Below are 15639 nucleotides of genomic sequence, written 5' to 3' on the forward strand. Positions count from 1 at the left end.
CCCGCCAGCTCGCACTGCACCGCCAACGGCACCTCGTCGCAGCGCTCAATCCATTGCGAGCGCTCGGCCTGAGTCATTCCCCTAGCTTTTTTTTGAGCCAATCGACCTGCATCTTCAGCCGCCCAATCTCGCCATACAGCTTGTCTTCCGGGCTGCTTTCATCGACTGGCTTGGGACCACGCTTGGCATCAAACAAGGCCGCCGCGTTGTCCAGGATTTCCTTCTTCCATTGGCCAACCAGGACTGGATGCACGCCGTACTCCTGCGCGATCTCCGTCACCGTCTTCACTCCGCGCACCGCCTCAAGGCCCACCTTGCCCTTGAACTCCGCCGTGTGCACTCGCCGTTTTTTACCTTCACTCATTTGCTGTCATCCTTTCACGGACCACAGCTTAAACCATCGTCTCAAATTCGGGATCCACTATATTCATGCCGTCTTCGACGCTGTGGCGCAGGCCATGGCCCAGACACCGCGCTCGAGCGCGCTGGTCGAGAATCTGAACTCAAGGTTGCGAAACTACTTCACGCTGCGTCGCCAGCTCGGCGGCTCGTACCTGGATCTCCTGCAGTTCTTCCTGAACCATCGCTGCTTTCTGCGCAGCAGGGTTCCGCAGCGGGTCGGTAAAAGTCCGGCCGAGCTGATGACAGGCCAACACCATCCCCACTGGCTCACGCTCCTCGGCTTGGGCCCGCTTCAGCCACAGCGAGCTTGAGCAGTGGGAGGCCGTAAGCCTCCCGGTACGACTCCCGGATCATTAATATTCCATTGCTTTGGTGGAAGTATTCCGCTCGCCTGTGTTGCCCAAAATAGGGTTTTTTTGAACCACGCCGCCATAGGCATGTATTTGAGAGGCACTGTGCCGTCCCGGGGAAATTCCGCTGTTTGATTAACAACGTGACAGAACCGTCAATGTTACTGTCCTTCATAAGTCATATGCATGCATGGCGTTATCTATCCGTCACTGACGAGCATTTGGGAAAATACTCCCTTCCCGTCCGCAGCCGGTTCCTCATCCAAAAGCAAGCGGTGCTGCTTAATTATACTGGCAAGTTTTGCGGGGGTGAGTTTGTCCAATTGCCGCACTTCTCGGCGCACTGCGGCGGGCGTAATACCGTTCTCCCGCGCAAAATGAACGACGTTGATTTGTACCGACTTGGCTGAGTTCGGCGTTCTTTGCATCCGGTTTTTCTCGTAAGAAACAGCGTCGAGGTATGCGACCTGCACCCAACTCGGATCCTTCGATTGTAAGGTTCTTACCTTGGCAATCGTAAGGGCTTGCGCGGCAGCAGGTTGAAAGTATGATCGTTCTTGATACCTTTGCCATCCTCCCAGCCCACCGCTTCCGACACTGGTGGTGGCGGGAAAACGCGCTATGGCGCTGCTGGTGAAGGCTTCCATGTCGAACCCATCCGGATTGCTCGGTTGGAATTTGAGGGCGGGGTTCTTTCTCGCTGCCGGGAGGGCCTCCCAAGTCGACCATGGCGAGTCAGCCTGAAGCCGGGTCGTAATACGATCGCACAAGCTGCGTGCCACGATCAGCGTTGCATCGCTTGCGGTGGCACGAATAACGGCATTCAAACCCATGCGAAACATGGGGGGGGCACGGAACCGGAATGGCGGGAAGGGGGCATCGAGCAGCTCGCTCCGTAACACTTCAAGGGCGTGGATGTCCGGCGCGTCTGGAATCAGCATGCGCAGATTGCTTAAAGTTGCATCAAGGGCGAGAATGTCGTTGTCGCGATCCCCTTCGCTTTGTGACGTCGATCTCAGGCGCCGCATCATCGTGTACGCACCGATCAATCCCAGCATGGGGTTGTCGAATTTCCCGCGCAATAGGATAGTCTCCGCTTCTTCCGACAGCTGCACCGAACTATTCGTAAATCCTTCCATCGCAGCGTCCGCAATGTGGGCGGTCCGTGCTTCGGGATGGAATCCGGCGCTGCGCCGTTCCATCAACACGCGCATATTCTCAAGCAGCATTCGATGGGTCTGAACCACAAACACTTGAGTTTGAAATCCAGAGAAAAGATAGATCGGCATTTCGCGTTTTGGTGCAACGCTGCTGACCAGACGATAGAGCCCCGGTGGCGCATCGACGCAATAGACCATCCACCCAGCTTGCCTGTCATGATGGACTTCGCGCTCCGCGAAAGCGCTGATCTTGAAACCTGATGCGTCCCGCAAGGAAAGACCGTGGCCCGTTTGCAAGTTATCCCCGGTCGCATGCGAGATTGCGCGTACGAACAAGAACAGACTCGCGGTCGCATCCTTGGCATCGCCTATCGCGGAGCGCGTGCGCCTGGTGCTGTGGGCATGCGCCGCCGCACTGTGGCTCTCCAGTGTCAGTTCCCCACCAGAAAGCGGCGCTGCCGAAAACCGCTTGTGGCGAAATGCATGCAGGTCGACATGCGACGTCAGCCGAACGTTCTTTTCATCGATCCTGGCATTCGCTTCTATACGCACGGTATACAGCCCTTTGGTCAGTTCAACCTCGGTCTTGGCCCCGCCCTTGCCCTGCCAAACCGGCGTGTCATGCCCGTCGAAAACGGTGACATTGAGGTCGCGATCTTCCGGCAAGGTGAGTATGAACCGCTCAGAACTGGACATGATGGACTCCCATTCCTGCCTTCACGCGGAAGGACTTCTCCTCATTGCTACCCAGGTCCGTCAAAAGATGCAGGCCGGCGTTGAGATGCAATTCCCAGGGGCCCGTGGAAGTTGGGCCGCGCCGCACTTCGTCTGTCTGCGAATCCTCCAATAGAATATCTGCCGCCCGCGCCGCCGAAAATGTGATGGTGACTGGCCAGCCTGCAATCGCATTTGGCTGCGCGCTGCCAAAGCGCGTTGCCCGCAACAGGCCATTCGTCACCTCGGGTGTTTGGGCGTGTTTGCGTTCGGCCGCAATGCGTGGAACATTCGTTTCCAAATAGTTCTTCAAGTCAGCGGCGCTCACGCCGCCGCCAGGGCCGGCCGCTGCGCCTTGGAGGCCCTCGATCAACGCCTGTGTGAAGTGGCCGCGATTGTCGCTTTGCGCACTTCCTGCAACTTCTGCTTCGAATGCCGCGGTAAAAACCTCGGTGGCATTGGCCATGAATATTCTGGTATCGGGTGCATTGTTTGGCCTGGGCAAAGCCAGATTGCAAACCAGGCCGCCGGCACCAAGTACTCGGACCCGGCAACAGTCCAGCAAGAAAATTATTTCCTCAAATTTCCCGGTCGCCGCAACGGTGTTCAGGTAGTCCTGTACATCGAGCGCATTTTTCCGCCATTTTTCCGACCATTTCGCGAGGCAGAGATGATTCTTAGTCTGATCGGTCGCGATGCCATGTCCGCTGAAATAGAAATAAAAGCGGCGCCCGCCTTCGACGGCGACGGCGTTAAAGATGCCTTCGAGCGCCTCGTCTATCTGTTCGTGGGCCGGACGGCCCGAGTCGGGCGTGGACAGGACCACCGCGCAGTTGGCATCGGGAAGACCACCCCCGGTGTTCTGATCCTTCAGCCAGGATGCAAAGTCGGTCGCATCGCGGATGGCGCCGGTCAGGGAACGAAACGAGGGATAGTCGTTGATGCCGACGACCAGTGCAAAGTCATTCAAATTTGCTGGCATGTGGCTATTCCTGGTTCAGCAGGTAGGTCAGGCTTTGCGCGGTAAGAATTTCTTCGTCGAAGCCGCCGTGCGAAATGGCATCGCACCGCAAGCCGTTCGATGCCGCAGGGGCAAGCTCCGATGACTTTGCCAGCACCAGGCGGTGCGTCGGATGGTCTACCAGGAATACCCGCAGCGCCGGAAGGGGATCTGTGCGATAGGTATCGTTGTCGAACAGGTAGCGCGCCATGCCAACCAGCGGAACGTCATCGCCGCCTTCCAGGACCCCCGATATAAAGTACAGCAACGAGCGCGTGTAAATGCCGGGGACAAGTCGGTCTCTCGCCTCGTGGCTGTCATCCATCGTATAGATGCGCAATGCTTGGTAACGCTCTGGTTTTGTGACGACTTCGTCGTGAAAAAGTTCGAGACGTGCGGCTGGAGCCAACAAGACGATGTTCCGGACTTTGAGCGGCGTTGCCAATGTGGCGCTGGTCTTCAACAGATGGCAAATCGCGATCGAACCGGCGCTGTGGCCGACCAAATCGACACTCAGGCCGGTGCGTTGTTGGAGCGCCGCCAGACGCTCCAGCAGGTATCGCCCGACATGCTGCTGTTCGCCCCCTAGGTCGTCGTTGGCGAGCCACATTTCCCTTGCCGCGTCCTTCATGCCGCCCCAGGCCCAGGCGCCGACGTCGGCGAGGTACAGTTCGCGCAGGATTTCCTCGACAACGGTCGGGTAAAAGCCGTGGTCGTGACGTTGGATGAAACGCAGCAGCACGCGGCCTACGATTTTTGCCAAACCAAGCGCGGCAGCCGACGCCGTGACGAGGCCCTTCGCATTGCCATCGGCTTGGGGAGCAAGCGCGTCGACCGCTTGCTTGTTGACGCCGGTGTGCTGCGCCTGCAACGAGTTCTGAAAGGCGGCGTCAGCAAGCATGTCTTCTTCAAGCTCGGCAAAGATTTCGGTTTGCACCTGGGCGAGGTTTGCGGCGCTAACCGCACCCGCCCCGCCGCGGGCACCTTCACCGACGCGCAGTTGATCGAACGGGAAGTCCTTGTTTAATTCATTTTCGATCTGCAGATCGGAAAATTCGGTGCCGACACCTTTTGAATCCACATCGACTCCCAGGTGCTTGCCGGCCTGCTTGATTGCCCAGAACATCATCTTTCGAAAAAGAACGGTCTGTTCAATGGAGTCCAGATTCGCTTTGATCGTCTCGACCAGCCCCGTTTCCCATACAAAGGACACGGGATGGCATTTGGCAGCTTCATAGACCGGCCGCATCACTTCGGCTTTTCCAACCCCCCGCGTCTCGCTGACCAGTCCACCGTGAAAGTGCAACACCACCTTGTTGATCTTCTGTTCCTCAAGGTGCGTAAAGATGGCATCGACATCGGCGGGAGTGGTGTGAGTATCGCCGCTTTTCTTGAACGTACCGTGAGGGCCTACATTGACGTAAGTAAGTGGTGAAGGGGGCATGGTGGTCTCAGTTATGAACGGCGGATGGGGAGTTCCAAATTTTAGGATTGTGCAGTGAGTAAGATTAAGCTCTCATTTATATAAAATTACAACATTTTCTTGCTTGTATTTTTGCAAGGGACTGCATGGACAAGGCGACGCTTACCAAATGACCCACAACTGCCAGTCGCACGCCTTCGCCATCGACGCCCAGGCTCATGCCATCACGTTGGACGGCAGACTTTTTCGACACTTCAGCGAATCCGAGTGGCAGTCTATCGACACTGGCCACGGCATTCTTTTATTGACTGAACCTGAAGACGCTGCCAACGAGAGCAGTTAAAACTGGAGGCAGCGCTAGGCAACACATTGGCTGGGCTCGCCAGAAATGTACTTTCGTCAACCGAAGTAAATCTGTTTAAATAACGAATTAGAAGTGTTTACAACTTGGCGAAATGGCGGCTGCCATAAAACGAAGGGTTTAAAAACAAATACTTACGCGTATTTGCGAGGTAATTGTGTGAAAAAGTGAACGTCACGGGAAACATTGCCCATTGAAAACGACTCGAACGCGCTTGGAGATGCTCGAAAGCGCCAGGTATGCCCCTCCAATTCCTAGGTGCCGAGCAAATCGATGCGATCGAGCCAGTCCTTCCACGACGCGGCCAAGGCATCCTCGAACGTCGACATGGTGATGCCGATGTCGTCGTCATGCGCGCACTGGCTTGCCTCCCACTCCGCAATTCCATAGAGGGGCAGGCCATGGGAGCGCCGCAGAAGTACGGATTGGAGCATCCTTGCCAAGTCATGCGCCAGTAGAGGAAGGCGAGGACTTTCGGGTTCGGCGCCGCTTCAACTGCCTGCCCGCGCGTCACACTCACGTACCAACGCCGCGAATGGCCATGGCATTGCTTCCACAATCGATTCGCCCGCGTCCAGAAGCACATCTCCAGACACCTGGTCTGCATGCTGGAGGACCAGCACCCGCGAGCCATCGGCGAGAGCCAATCGGACGCAAACCTGGGCGGCATGATCGCCCGCATCGGACCGCCGCGAACGAAGCCGGCAATTCGGCCGGTATCGATGCCGCCCTCGACGTCGTACAGCACAGCCAAGTTGATACGGCACCGCAGGAAGGGCAGCCAGTGCGCGATTTGCTCGACGCTGCGCGCCGACATTACACTTGCCACTGGTTGGCCGCCGACCGACAGCGGCAGTTGCGGCGTGCGACAAGCCGGGGGGTTGATCGGCCCAAATACGATTGAGCTTCCCAGCCCGTAGGAGAGCGGTCCACCGCAACGGCGGCAGTGATCGCTCAGTGGCAAACCATGCAGCGGACAATTGGCAAATGGTCGCAACTGGTGGATGATGAAGTGATGGCCCTGGCGTGAGCAGGTCGGACAAAGTCGCAGCCTCTCGTGCATGAGCGGGTGCAGGTGTTTCAGCGCACCACCAAGAAAGGCACCCTGGATCCGCGCAGACGGAAACCCTAATGTGCTTCCAAGCGCTAGCGTGCCGCGCGGTATTTTGTCGAGAAACAGTGGATATCGGCTGGTGGCCGAGATGCCCAGTAGCGCAGAGACTTCCTACGCCGACAAGGCGTTTGCAGCGGCGAGTTTGGCCGCCAACGCCCACGCCGATTCGTATGTCGCGAACAGATGCGAGGCCAATTTCGGCAGCGTGACGACCTTGACGCCGCAGGCTGGGACAATGAGCAAGGGGAGGGCCATCACGTGGGCCTCGGCGTCCCAGTCCGCGCGCATTGCGCTCGACAGCTTGCTCCGAGGCGACATAGCCACAATGCTGGACGACCTTGATCCAATGGCTCTCGGCCAATTGAAAGTCAATCGCATCGCGCAGCCCCCATCGAGCAGAATGGCCTCGACCGCGCGCGAAAAGTATCCCATTGGAATTTCGACCGTGCCGACCAAGCCGGCGTGCTGATGGGCCTGGGAGAAGGCATCCCACAGGAAGTCAGCACTCGTTTCCAAGCGCAAGCCAGCTTCAAAGGCGTGGAGGTAGTAGTAGCGTGTGAAACTCCAATCGCTGCCCACCGGGTACGCGTGCCCATCGTAACTCTTGAGGCAAGTCGCGGCGTCGACTGCGCTGCGGACGCCCCGAAAGCGCAAGGTCTCCACCATGAAGCGCTTGACGATGTGGGTGTCGCCCGATTCCTGAAAACGGGCTCGTTGCTCGCAGAGCCGTTCCTGGCCGACGAGAGTACGCCGACAGCATTGTGGGTACTGCAACCACCGCCGCCTTCCTTTGAGCATGTTGCTATGTGAGCCAATTTGCTGTCGCGACTAGCCGACAACAAGTTGATTTTTTCTGTCGCTCGACGGCAAGTTGATCTTTGTCGACATTTCGCCGAAGCGACAGCAAGTTGGTCCTTTAAGACTCACAGAGAAAGACCCAAGAGCGAGTTGCGCTAGCCTCCGCAGTCGAGAGCCGTGCGCCGTGATGGTGTCTTTGGCAGTGTGACCTGATCGGTAAATTTGTTGCCACCAGAATGGTTAGGCTTCGACTAAGCCGCCAGCATTTGGCGCCGCTGCCGGCCAACTGAGGCCGGGGTGCGGTTGCCAAGAGCCTAATGCGGTCGCTCATTGTTATAGAAATGCCTCCATTTCTCAATAACCGGTTTGGCTTCCTGCGGACTGCCAAACCATTCCCTGTTCAGGCACTCATCGCGCAGCTTCGGAGAACGGTGATTCTGGGGCCGGGCCGCTAACGACGTTGGCCGTGTACTGCGGTACGCCTTTCCTGGCGTTGCCCTTTTGAAAACCAAACGGTATAATGATTTCCTATAGGTAACGACAATATTTCGATCTTGGAGTCTGTGTGGGTCAAAAACTTCTCTTCGTTCATGGTACAGGAGTCAGAAAGGCCGGCTACGACAACGACGTCGCGATCATCAAGCGCCGTCTCGAGCGCACCTGTCTCGAAATCGAGCTGGTGGAGTGTCTGTGGGGCGAAAAACATGGCGTCGATTCCGGAACCGCCTTGTCCGTGCCGCAGTACTACGAAACCGGCGGCGTGCGTAGCTTGGCCGAGGCAGACTTCCTGTGGAATGTGCTGTTGCACAATCCGGCCGTCGAGATGGAGCAATTGGTGCTTGCCAAGCGCAAGCCGGCGCCCGCTGACACGGACGACAGGGATGGCCTACAACGCCTGCACCAAGCGTTGCCGAACGCAGTCAAGCAGTGTTTCCGGGATGAGGGACTCGATGATCTGTTGGCCCCTGCCGTAGCCGAGGTGCAAGGCGATTATATCCGCCTTCTGCAGACTGTACCGGGCATCCTTGATATGAAGGAGCTCGGCACGGTGCTGGCTCGGGCAACCGTTGCGCGTCTGTTCCGTCTCGCGGCCCAGCAGGACCGGCAGCTGCCGAATTTTCAAGGACGCGGCACCCTGATCGACGCATTGGAGCAAGAACTGATAGGCGAGAGCAGGAGCGTGGTCGGCACAGCCGTGAAAGCGATGTTGCCGTTCCTGTCGCCGCTCATCACTAGCTACCGCGGTATGTTGACGGACTTGGTGAGAAATCAGCTGGGCGACATACTGCGCTATCAGGCCCGAGGCGAGGCGATCAGGTCCTTCATCGCCGAACGCTTGCAAAGCGTCGCCGACTCCGAGGTCACCATTCTCGCACACAGCCTCGGCGGCATCGCAAGCCTCGAGACGCTGGTCCAGCACAGGCCGAAAAATGTCAAGACCCTCGTGACGTTCGGCTCCCAGGCGCCGTTGCTGTATGAGCTGGGCGCCTTGTCGAAACTGCCGGCCGGCGGGCCGCTGCCCGACCACGTCCCCCCTTGGGTGAACTTCTACGACCTCAGCGATCCGCTGAGTTACGTGGCTGAGAATTTATTTCCCGGTCGCGTCACCGATCACCGGCTGTACAGCGGTGCGAATGTCGCGGCCGCGCATAGCGCCTATTTGGATTCCGACCTCATGTGGGAATTGATTTCCGACCATCTGAAGTGAGCGGATCTTGTCCATGGAACTGACGGCGATCGTGGTCGGTATCGACCACTACGGATTCCGCGGTCGCCGCCTCCACACGCCCGTCGAGGATGCGCTGCGGTTCGTCGATTGGCTAATCGGCCGGTCCGACGTGTCGAGGGATGGCATCAAGCTGTTCCTCTCCCCTGAAAGCTGGGGGGAGACAGCGGTCGCGGAGTGGATCGTGAGGCAGAAGTGGAAAGGTGGTTGCCGGAACGCCACGAACAACGACTTGAGCGAGTTCATTAACACCGAATTGCCCGATCTGAACCCTAAAACCGTGCTTATTTTTTGGGGCGGGCATGGGTTCGTTGATGACGAGAACCGGCACTTCATGTATACGTCGAATGCAAGCGAGGGAAAACCGCATTGCATTGGTGTTGATGACCTTGTCCATTCTCTTGCGCGCGATTGTTTTGATCAATTGGCGCAAAAAGTGTGCATTGTCGATGCATGTGCGGTGCCATATCCGCACGATCCGGAAAGCGTCCGCTATCTCGCCACCCCACTGGCCTCGCCTGTAAGTCGTATTTCGCATGCAGCATACATCGGTGCCTGTTCCGCGTCGCCTGGGTTCACCTCGACCGGACTATTCGCGAAGGCATTGCTTAACAAGCTGGAAGACGATACCACCGGAGCCTGGCCGGATTTCGCCCAAGTTCTGACCGACATCGTCGACGACGCGGTGCCTCTTGGCCTGGCGAAGCAAAGACCACGTCTGAAGCTGATCACGACCGGCAAGGAGAGAACTCTCTCTTTCGAGGACCCGCGACTCGACGATGCGCTGGCCGCCATTCAGCAGGTTGCGATCACCGATGCACAGGTTTACCGTTTATATGTCCGTTCATTGACCCTATCTGCCGACGCGGTCACTCCGCCTGTCGGGCTCGCAGTGGTGCTCAAGCTGCTGCACGACCTCAATCCAAGCAGGCCGGGCGGTCCCGATCCGATGAGCGAATTCATGATGCGCGCGGGACGCGAGTTCCCGGACGCTGCGATCCAGGCGTGGATCCACAAACACCTGACACCACAATTCCGCGCCCAGATCGACGCCACGTTGGACAAAGAGGCTGGCGATCAGAGCGCTGTCTATGCCCGGCTGTTCATTGAGATCGATGACAAGCAGCACAGAGTGCGCTGGCATGTGCAACACCCGGACCCGATGCGGTTCTCGGCGGTGGAGGAATGCCCGTGGAATCCGGCGATCGCAGAGCCGTCGCTGTCGAGCGTACTAACGGACATAATCCGCCGCGTCGAAGCGATGGCAATAGCGGGCACACACCGGATTGTGATCGGGCTGTTGCTGCCTCATAACTTGCTCGGAGAAGGGATCGAAACCACGCTGATCACGGTGGACGACGCGCTGGACGAGGAGAGCATGCCGCTGTTACAGCGCTTCCCGGTATTACTGCACTGGCAACGGCGCGCGGCCGGGGGCACTTACATGGGAAGCCCGTCACTACGGGAATGGCGGACGCTGCTCGGCAGCCTTGAGCAGCAACTTAACGGCACCACCACTGCGGCAATCAAGTGGCTCCCCGGTATCGCCGAGCATGGAGATGCCAAACGGTTCGCAGGTGACGCGGCGAACCACTTGACCGATAGCAAAAGCGTTGAGGTTTGCATTGGCGTCCCGCACCCGGGCAGCGGGCTGCCGGAACATTTGCAGCAAATGCTGAGGGCATGCCTTGAGCGTGGAATTCCGTATTTCAGCTGGATCTCGGCAGCTCCCGCCGACCCTTCGGCCCTGGAGCGTGCGACGTCCAAATTCTTTGCCCGCCATGAGCCGTCGCATGCGCCACTTGCGGTCGCCAAGCATATTCAACGCAGCGCCATGAACAATGAACCCGGTAAAAATTTGCGCATCGTCTGGGATGACGACCGCATGCTGCCGGCACAAGGCAGTTTTTCGCTACCTAAGGACACCATATGAAATCAGACACCGATCAAGGGAAGAGCGCCTCGTGGCGCCTGTTCCTAGGCGACCCGGACCGTAAAGGCACTCCGCCGATAACCATGCCGGCTGCACCGCCATGGCGCCAGCCGCGCGCGCCCCACGAGCTGGCGGTCGAATATGACGGCAAACGGGGGGATTTGTCGCCGGCGACATTGCAGCGCGGCGCGGCATACCAAGCCACGCCGGAGATCGTGCAAATGGTGAATGCGGCGCTTCATCTGCGGCGGCCGCTGCTCGTCACCGGCGCCCCCGGCACCGGCAAATCGTCGCTGATCGATGCCGTGGCCGTTGAACTAGGCCTCGGCGAACCCTTGCGTTGGCCGGTCAACTCCCGTAGCACGCTGCAGGAAGCCCTTTACAACTACGACGCGATCGGCCGCGCGCAACATCGCGCGCATGCGACCGGCTCCAGCGACGGCTTGAAGGACGAGGACTTCATCGAACTCGGCCCCCTGGGCACAGCCCTCGTGCCCGCGACAAGACCGCGGCCGTTGTTGATCGACGAAATGGACAAGGCCGACATCGATCTGGCGAACGACCTGCTGAACGTTCTTGAGGAGGGCCAGTTCCATATCCGCGAGCTAAGCCGGATGGCCGGCGATTCTTATAAGGTGCGGATGTTCGGCAGCACGGAGCGGGTCACGGTGGCAAAGGGCAGGGTGGAGCGTCATGAGTTTCCGCTGTTGATTATCACCAGCAATGGTGAGCGGAGCTTCCCGCCGGCCTTCCTTCGCCGATGCCTACAGATCACGATGCCGGACCCGGGCGGCGACGTGCAGCGCCTGTCGCGTATCGTTGAAGCGCAACTGGGTGAACACATTGCCAGCCAAGCGGGAGCGATCATCGATGGTTTCGTCCAAAAATCCATCGCAGGCGAGACGGTGGCGACCGACCAGTTGCTCAATGCGATCCAACTGGTGTTTGCCAGCCCCGGCATGACTGAGGTCGAGCGCGCCACCATGGTTGAACGCTTGACCATCAGCTTGGCAGGAGCCCCGCAGTGATCGAACGCCTGGCGCGCGCGCTGACCGCCGCCGGACTGGCGCCGGAGGCGGGTGAGCTGGCGGACCTGTTGTGGCTGGCGCGGCAAATGGGGATCCATTCGGAACACGGCACGCCGCCCGTGCCCAGGTCGGCGCCGCGCGTTGCCGGGACGACGCAGCCGACCAAGGTTGACGCCGACCAAAGCATGGCGCCGGCGCCGGCGTCGGCCGACGCCGGCCGGCCCGTCGAATTGACGCCGGGCCTGATTCCGGGCACCTTTGTCGACGGCGCGTTGCGTGTGCGTGGAGTGGCCGTCACTGGTATGCCAGCCAACGTCGCGCACGCGCTGCAGGGATATTCCCGTCGAATCTCCTCGCGTACCGCAGCCATACTCGACGAGGAAAAAACGGCGGAACAAGCCGCCGCGACAGGCATCTGGATTCCGGTGATGCAGGCGGAACGGGAGTACGGCTTCGATTTGCTACTGATCAACGAGGAAAGCACGACCAGCAGTTTATGGAGCGATGCGGTCGGTGAGTTCGCACGAATGGTGTCTGGCCAGGTGGCGTTTCGTCAGATTCATCGGCTGCGCCTGGACGGCGAGCACGGCAAGCTGGTGGACGCCCATGGCAACGCTGGCTCGCTGTCCCGCTGGCGCGGGAGCCGAACAGCGCAGATACTGGTTGTCAGCGATACGTTGTCGCCATTGTGGCAAGACGGTCGCATGCAAGTCTTGTTGCGGGGGTGGAGCGAGGTCGGCCCCATCACGCTGTTGCAGCCTATGCCGCGTCGTGCATGGCGCCATCTGCCTATGGGTATCCCCGAGCTGCGCCTGTCATCGCATGACCGGGTGCGCCATAATAGCGAACTGTCCGCAGGCCGCGGTGAGTGGCTGGAACGCCCTCCAGCCGGCGCACTGCTTCTGCCGATAATCGGATTCGACGAGGCCTCGTTGCGACGCTGGACAGCGGTGATGACCGGCCATTCGGGCGTCACCGTACCGGGCATCCACCTGATCCCCGGCAACGCCGACGGTGGGCGAGGGGAGGCAGGCTCCGGCCGCCGGGTCGGCGGGGCGGAACGGGTCGCGCTATTTCGCCAGATGGCGTCGCCGGCGGCCTACGAGCTGGCGGTGCATTTGTCGGTGCTGGACACGATGACGATCCCGGTCATGCGTCTGGTCCAGCGCATCATGCATCCCAACAGCGGCGCCGGCGAGATGGCGGAAGTGTTTCTGGGAGGGCTGCTCGAATCCGTCGGAGGTGCACCGCCAGGTGCGGACACGGAGCGGCTGTATCGCTTCATGCAAGATGTGCGCGAGGTCTTGATCACCTCCCGGCGCCGCAGCGACGAGCGCGAGATCGACTATCGGCTCGAGGTAATGGATGAACAGATACCGTACCAACACCTGGCGTCGCCGATGGCCTCCTGCTATTTCGTAACACCGTCGGTGGGCGACCGCTTGACGGACTGGGTGTTGCCATTTTCAACGCAATCGCGTCAGATCCTCCGCCAGCGCGGCAAGGTTAACCTCATGCCTGATGCGGGCCAGGCCGGCTCCTTCGACCGCGACCAGGCGATCAGCTTGCAGCAGGCCGCTGTACGGTTCGCCGCGCTTGAGTCGGAGCCGGCGCTTGAGGACGATGAAGTATTGGGAGACGTTCCCCTGTCAGTCCGGTCCGAGGGTTCGGTCTGGCTCGTGGTCCTGGTGCGGCACGCTCTGGTAATTAGCTATACGGCGACAGGCATGGCAACAGTCAGCGATCAGGTGCCGGTTGAAAAACTCGTGCTCGTCGATGTTTTCCGGGATGAGCGGGGGCGAGGCTGGCTCAACTTCCCTGGACGCCATCGCGCCGTCGAGTTCGACCTCCTGCTCTGGCCGGATGACGCTGCTTTGCTGCGCGCGCTTCACAATCTGAGTTTGGCGGGACAGAAAGCGAAGAACGGGCGCTTGCAGCGCGTTGTCGGGGATCGTGCGCTCACCGTCAAGGAGTACCCTGCGGACACCACGTTTTTCAAGATCACAAGCGCCAGGCGCGACGATCATCCGTCTGCACAGCACTGGGATGCGCCGAGTTATCTTGATCTCGAATCCGGCTGGCTTGCAAGCTTAGGCCACGAAATGATGCACGCCTACGACTCCTTGACCGACGCGGCGGACCAGCTGCACACGATCCAGTTGCGGTTGGGGCAGGTAGAGACCGGTTTCTCCGCGATGCCATTCAAGTTTTCGCGGTCCGTGATGTTGATTCGGATTGGCCAGGAACACGTCATGGAGCTCATGGCCGCAGCGCGCACGCTGCAGTTCGCGTTTCCGCACGCGCTGCAAGTCATTTTCGATATGGTTCATATGATGTTCCGCAAATCCGGGGGGATCTCGTGGGAGAACCCGGACCTCGGTGGAATGCTGACACACTCGTTCTTTAGCGAGACCTTCAATCGCGATGGTATCCAGTATGGCGTGTCGATGCCGTTGCAGGAGGTGACGCAGGATCCAGCCGATAGCGCGGACGCGGAAGAGCAGGAGGTTGATCCGGTTGCCCTTGCCGAATCGCTTGCATGGGCGGTTGAGAACGACACCGTGCATGGTTTGCGCGATGCGGTAACCACGGAATTAAGCAAGGCAGTGGACTATGCTGATTGGATAGTCGAGGCCGATTCTCATATGTATGTTGAAACAGATGACGAACACGCCGTACTGGAAGACTGGAAATTCAGCGACAAACCATTTGAAGTGCTCGATTATGACCAGGGCAGGTTGACGGTCGCACGGCGGATTCGCGCAAAGGTTCGCGTCTACGCCTCGTTCAGCTTTGCCGTCAAGGATGGCATCGACAAAGACATGGTGCACATGGGAGGAACAGATGGTGAGCGTTCGTTTTCCCTAGATGTTGATGCTGAATTTGAATTCGTCGGTGTCGCGGAAAATCGGCCGATGGTGGAGTCGATCGCTATCGAACATATCGCTACACAAGTCGATTTCGGCATCGTCGAACCCGACTACGACAAGCGTGAGCTTGAAGACTACGTCCACGCTGAAGATGCTTACGAATTAGAGGGCAGCGATAGCGACGACCAAAGCTCAGACGGGCACGACCCTGATGAGGAACCACTCCGCCACGATGACGACGATGAGTATCCTCTCCTTAACTATCACGATGAAGACTCACTCCGTGATGATCATGATGAGGACTCATTCCGTGACGATGACGATGATGATCCATTTCATGACGATGACGATAATGCGTAGCGCAAATAGCGTCGAACGGTGTTGCGTGAGATCCCGAGTCGTAGGGCAATCTCTCGTATGGGAATCTGGTCACGAAGGTGCCAGCGTCGAATTATGCCTAGCAATGCCACGTCGATCACTCCGATCTCCTGCCAACAAGACAGGTGTACGTCGCGTTACGCGATGCCTGGCGCCTGGATAATCTGCACCATTTTGCTGGTCGCGAGATCAGGGGAGTGAAGGATTTTGGCCGGTTCCTCACAACGAATAGCCCGTGGATGAGCATGAGTTTTCAGCTAGCGACAGCCGCAAAGCACTTTGTTGTGCCTGATTATGTTCGTTCGTCAGAACTTTGCCACTCCTGTTGAGTCAAACCTATCAGGATGGCAGAGCCACTGAAGGGGACGATGATGACGATCAA

Annotated in this window: 11 protein-coding genes and 2 pseudogenes; 5 read left to right on the plus strand and 8 right to left on the minus strand. The window is 58.8% G+C overall.

Annotated features, from left to right (window positions below; all coding sequences use genetic code 11):
• Positions 1-364: pseudogene (locus tag BM252_RS28940) on the minus strand (IS3 family transposase); the annotation flags it as partial.
• Between the two features lie 94 nt (positions 365-458).
• Between BM252_RS28940 and BM252_RS28945 the strand changes: the two are divergent.
• Positions 459-713: a hypothetical protein gene (locus BM252_RS28945; protein ID WP_217429987.1), complete on the plus strand. Its 255-nt coding sequence runs from the start codon at positions 459-461 to the stop codon at positions 711-713.
• 239 nt (positions 714-952) lie between these two features.
• Here the strand turns inward: BM252_RS28945 and BM252_RS28950 are convergent, their stop codons facing one another.
• From BM252_RS28950 to BM252_RS32280, 6 genes are all read right to left on the minus strand, one after another.
• A complete protein-coding gene (locus tag BM252_RS28950; protein ID WP_093391196.1) occupies positions 953-2608 on the minus strand; it encodes a hypothetical protein in 1656 nt (551 codons plus the stop codon).
• On the minus strand, positions 2595-3608 hold the full coding sequence (locus BM252_RS28955; protein ID WP_093391197.1) for a caspase family protein: 1014 nt from the start codon (positions 3606-3608) through the stop codon (positions 2595-2597). The genes BM252_RS28950 and BM252_RS28955 overlap by 14 nt, the downstream gene beginning before the upstream one ends.
• A 4-nt stretch (positions 3609-3612) precedes the next feature.
• Positions 3613-5070 (minus strand): lipase family protein, encoded by a 1458-nt coding sequence (locus BM252_RS28960; RefSeq protein ID WP_093391199.1) that lies wholly within the window; start codon positions 5068-5070, stop codon positions 3613-3615.
• Positions 5071-5664: 594 nt separating this feature from the next.
• The gene (locus tag BM252_RS28965) at positions 5665-5844 is read right to left on the minus strand and encodes a hypothetical protein (RefSeq protein WP_093391200.1); all 180 of its coding nucleotides are present in this window, start codon (positions 5842-5844) and stop codon (positions 5665-5667) included.
• Positions 5845-6635: 791 nt separating this feature from the next.
• Positions 6636-7298, minus strand: a complete 663-nt coding sequence (locus tag BM252_RS28970; protein WP_139236809.1) for a hypothetical protein — start codon at positions 7296-7298, stop codon at positions 6636-6638.
• 338 nt (positions 7299-7636) lie between these two features.
• Complete coding sequence (locus BM252_RS32280) at positions 7637-7834, minus strand: integrase core domain-containing protein (RefSeq protein ID WP_174900718.1); 198 nt, start codon at positions 7832-7834, stop codon at positions 7637-7639.
• 53 nt (positions 7835-7887) lie between these two features.
• Between BM252_RS32280 and BM252_RS28980 the strand changes: the two genes are divergently transcribed.
• The 4 genes from BM252_RS28980 to BM252_RS28995 are packed head-to-tail and all read left to right on the plus strand — an operon-like array spanning position 7888 to position 15239.
• The gene (locus BM252_RS28980) at positions 7888-9030 is read left to right on the plus strand and encodes an alpha/beta hydrolase family protein (protein WP_093391205.1); all 1143 of its coding nucleotides are present in this window, start codon (positions 7888-7890) and stop codon (positions 9028-9030) included.
• A gap of 13 nt (positions 9031-9043) precedes the next feature.
• Entirely contained in the window at positions 9044-10981 is a 1938-nt protein-coding gene (locus tag BM252_RS28985; RefSeq protein ID WP_093391206.1) for a VMAP-C domain-containing protein, read from the plus strand.
• Positions 10978-12009: an AAA family ATPase gene (locus BM252_RS28990; protein WP_093391208.1), complete on the plus strand. Its 1032-nt coding sequence runs from the start codon at positions 10978-10980 to the stop codon at positions 12007-12009. The genes BM252_RS28985 and BM252_RS28990 overlap by 4 nt, the downstream gene beginning before the upstream one ends.
• Entirely contained in the window at positions 12006-15239 is a 3234-nt protein-coding gene (locus tag BM252_RS28995; RefSeq protein WP_093391209.1) for an SAV_2336 N-terminal domain-related protein, read from the plus strand. Before BM252_RS28990 ends, BM252_RS28995 begins: the two co-directional genes overlap by 4 nt.
• Here the strand turns inward: BM252_RS28995 and BM252_RS30690 are convergent.
• A pseudogene (locus BM252_RS30690) lies at positions 15239-15358 on the minus strand (helix-turn-helix domain-containing protein); the annotation flags it as partial. The gene BM252_RS28995 and the pseudogene BM252_RS30690 overlap by 1 nt on opposite strands.
• Between the last annotated feature and the right edge of the window lie 281 nt (positions 15359-15639).

The sequence above is a fragment of the Rugamonas rubra genome, assembly GCF_900114705.1.
GTDB classification, from domain to species: Bacteria; Pseudomonadota; Gammaproteobacteria; order Burkholderiales; family Burkholderiaceae_D; genus Rugamonas; species Rugamonas rubra.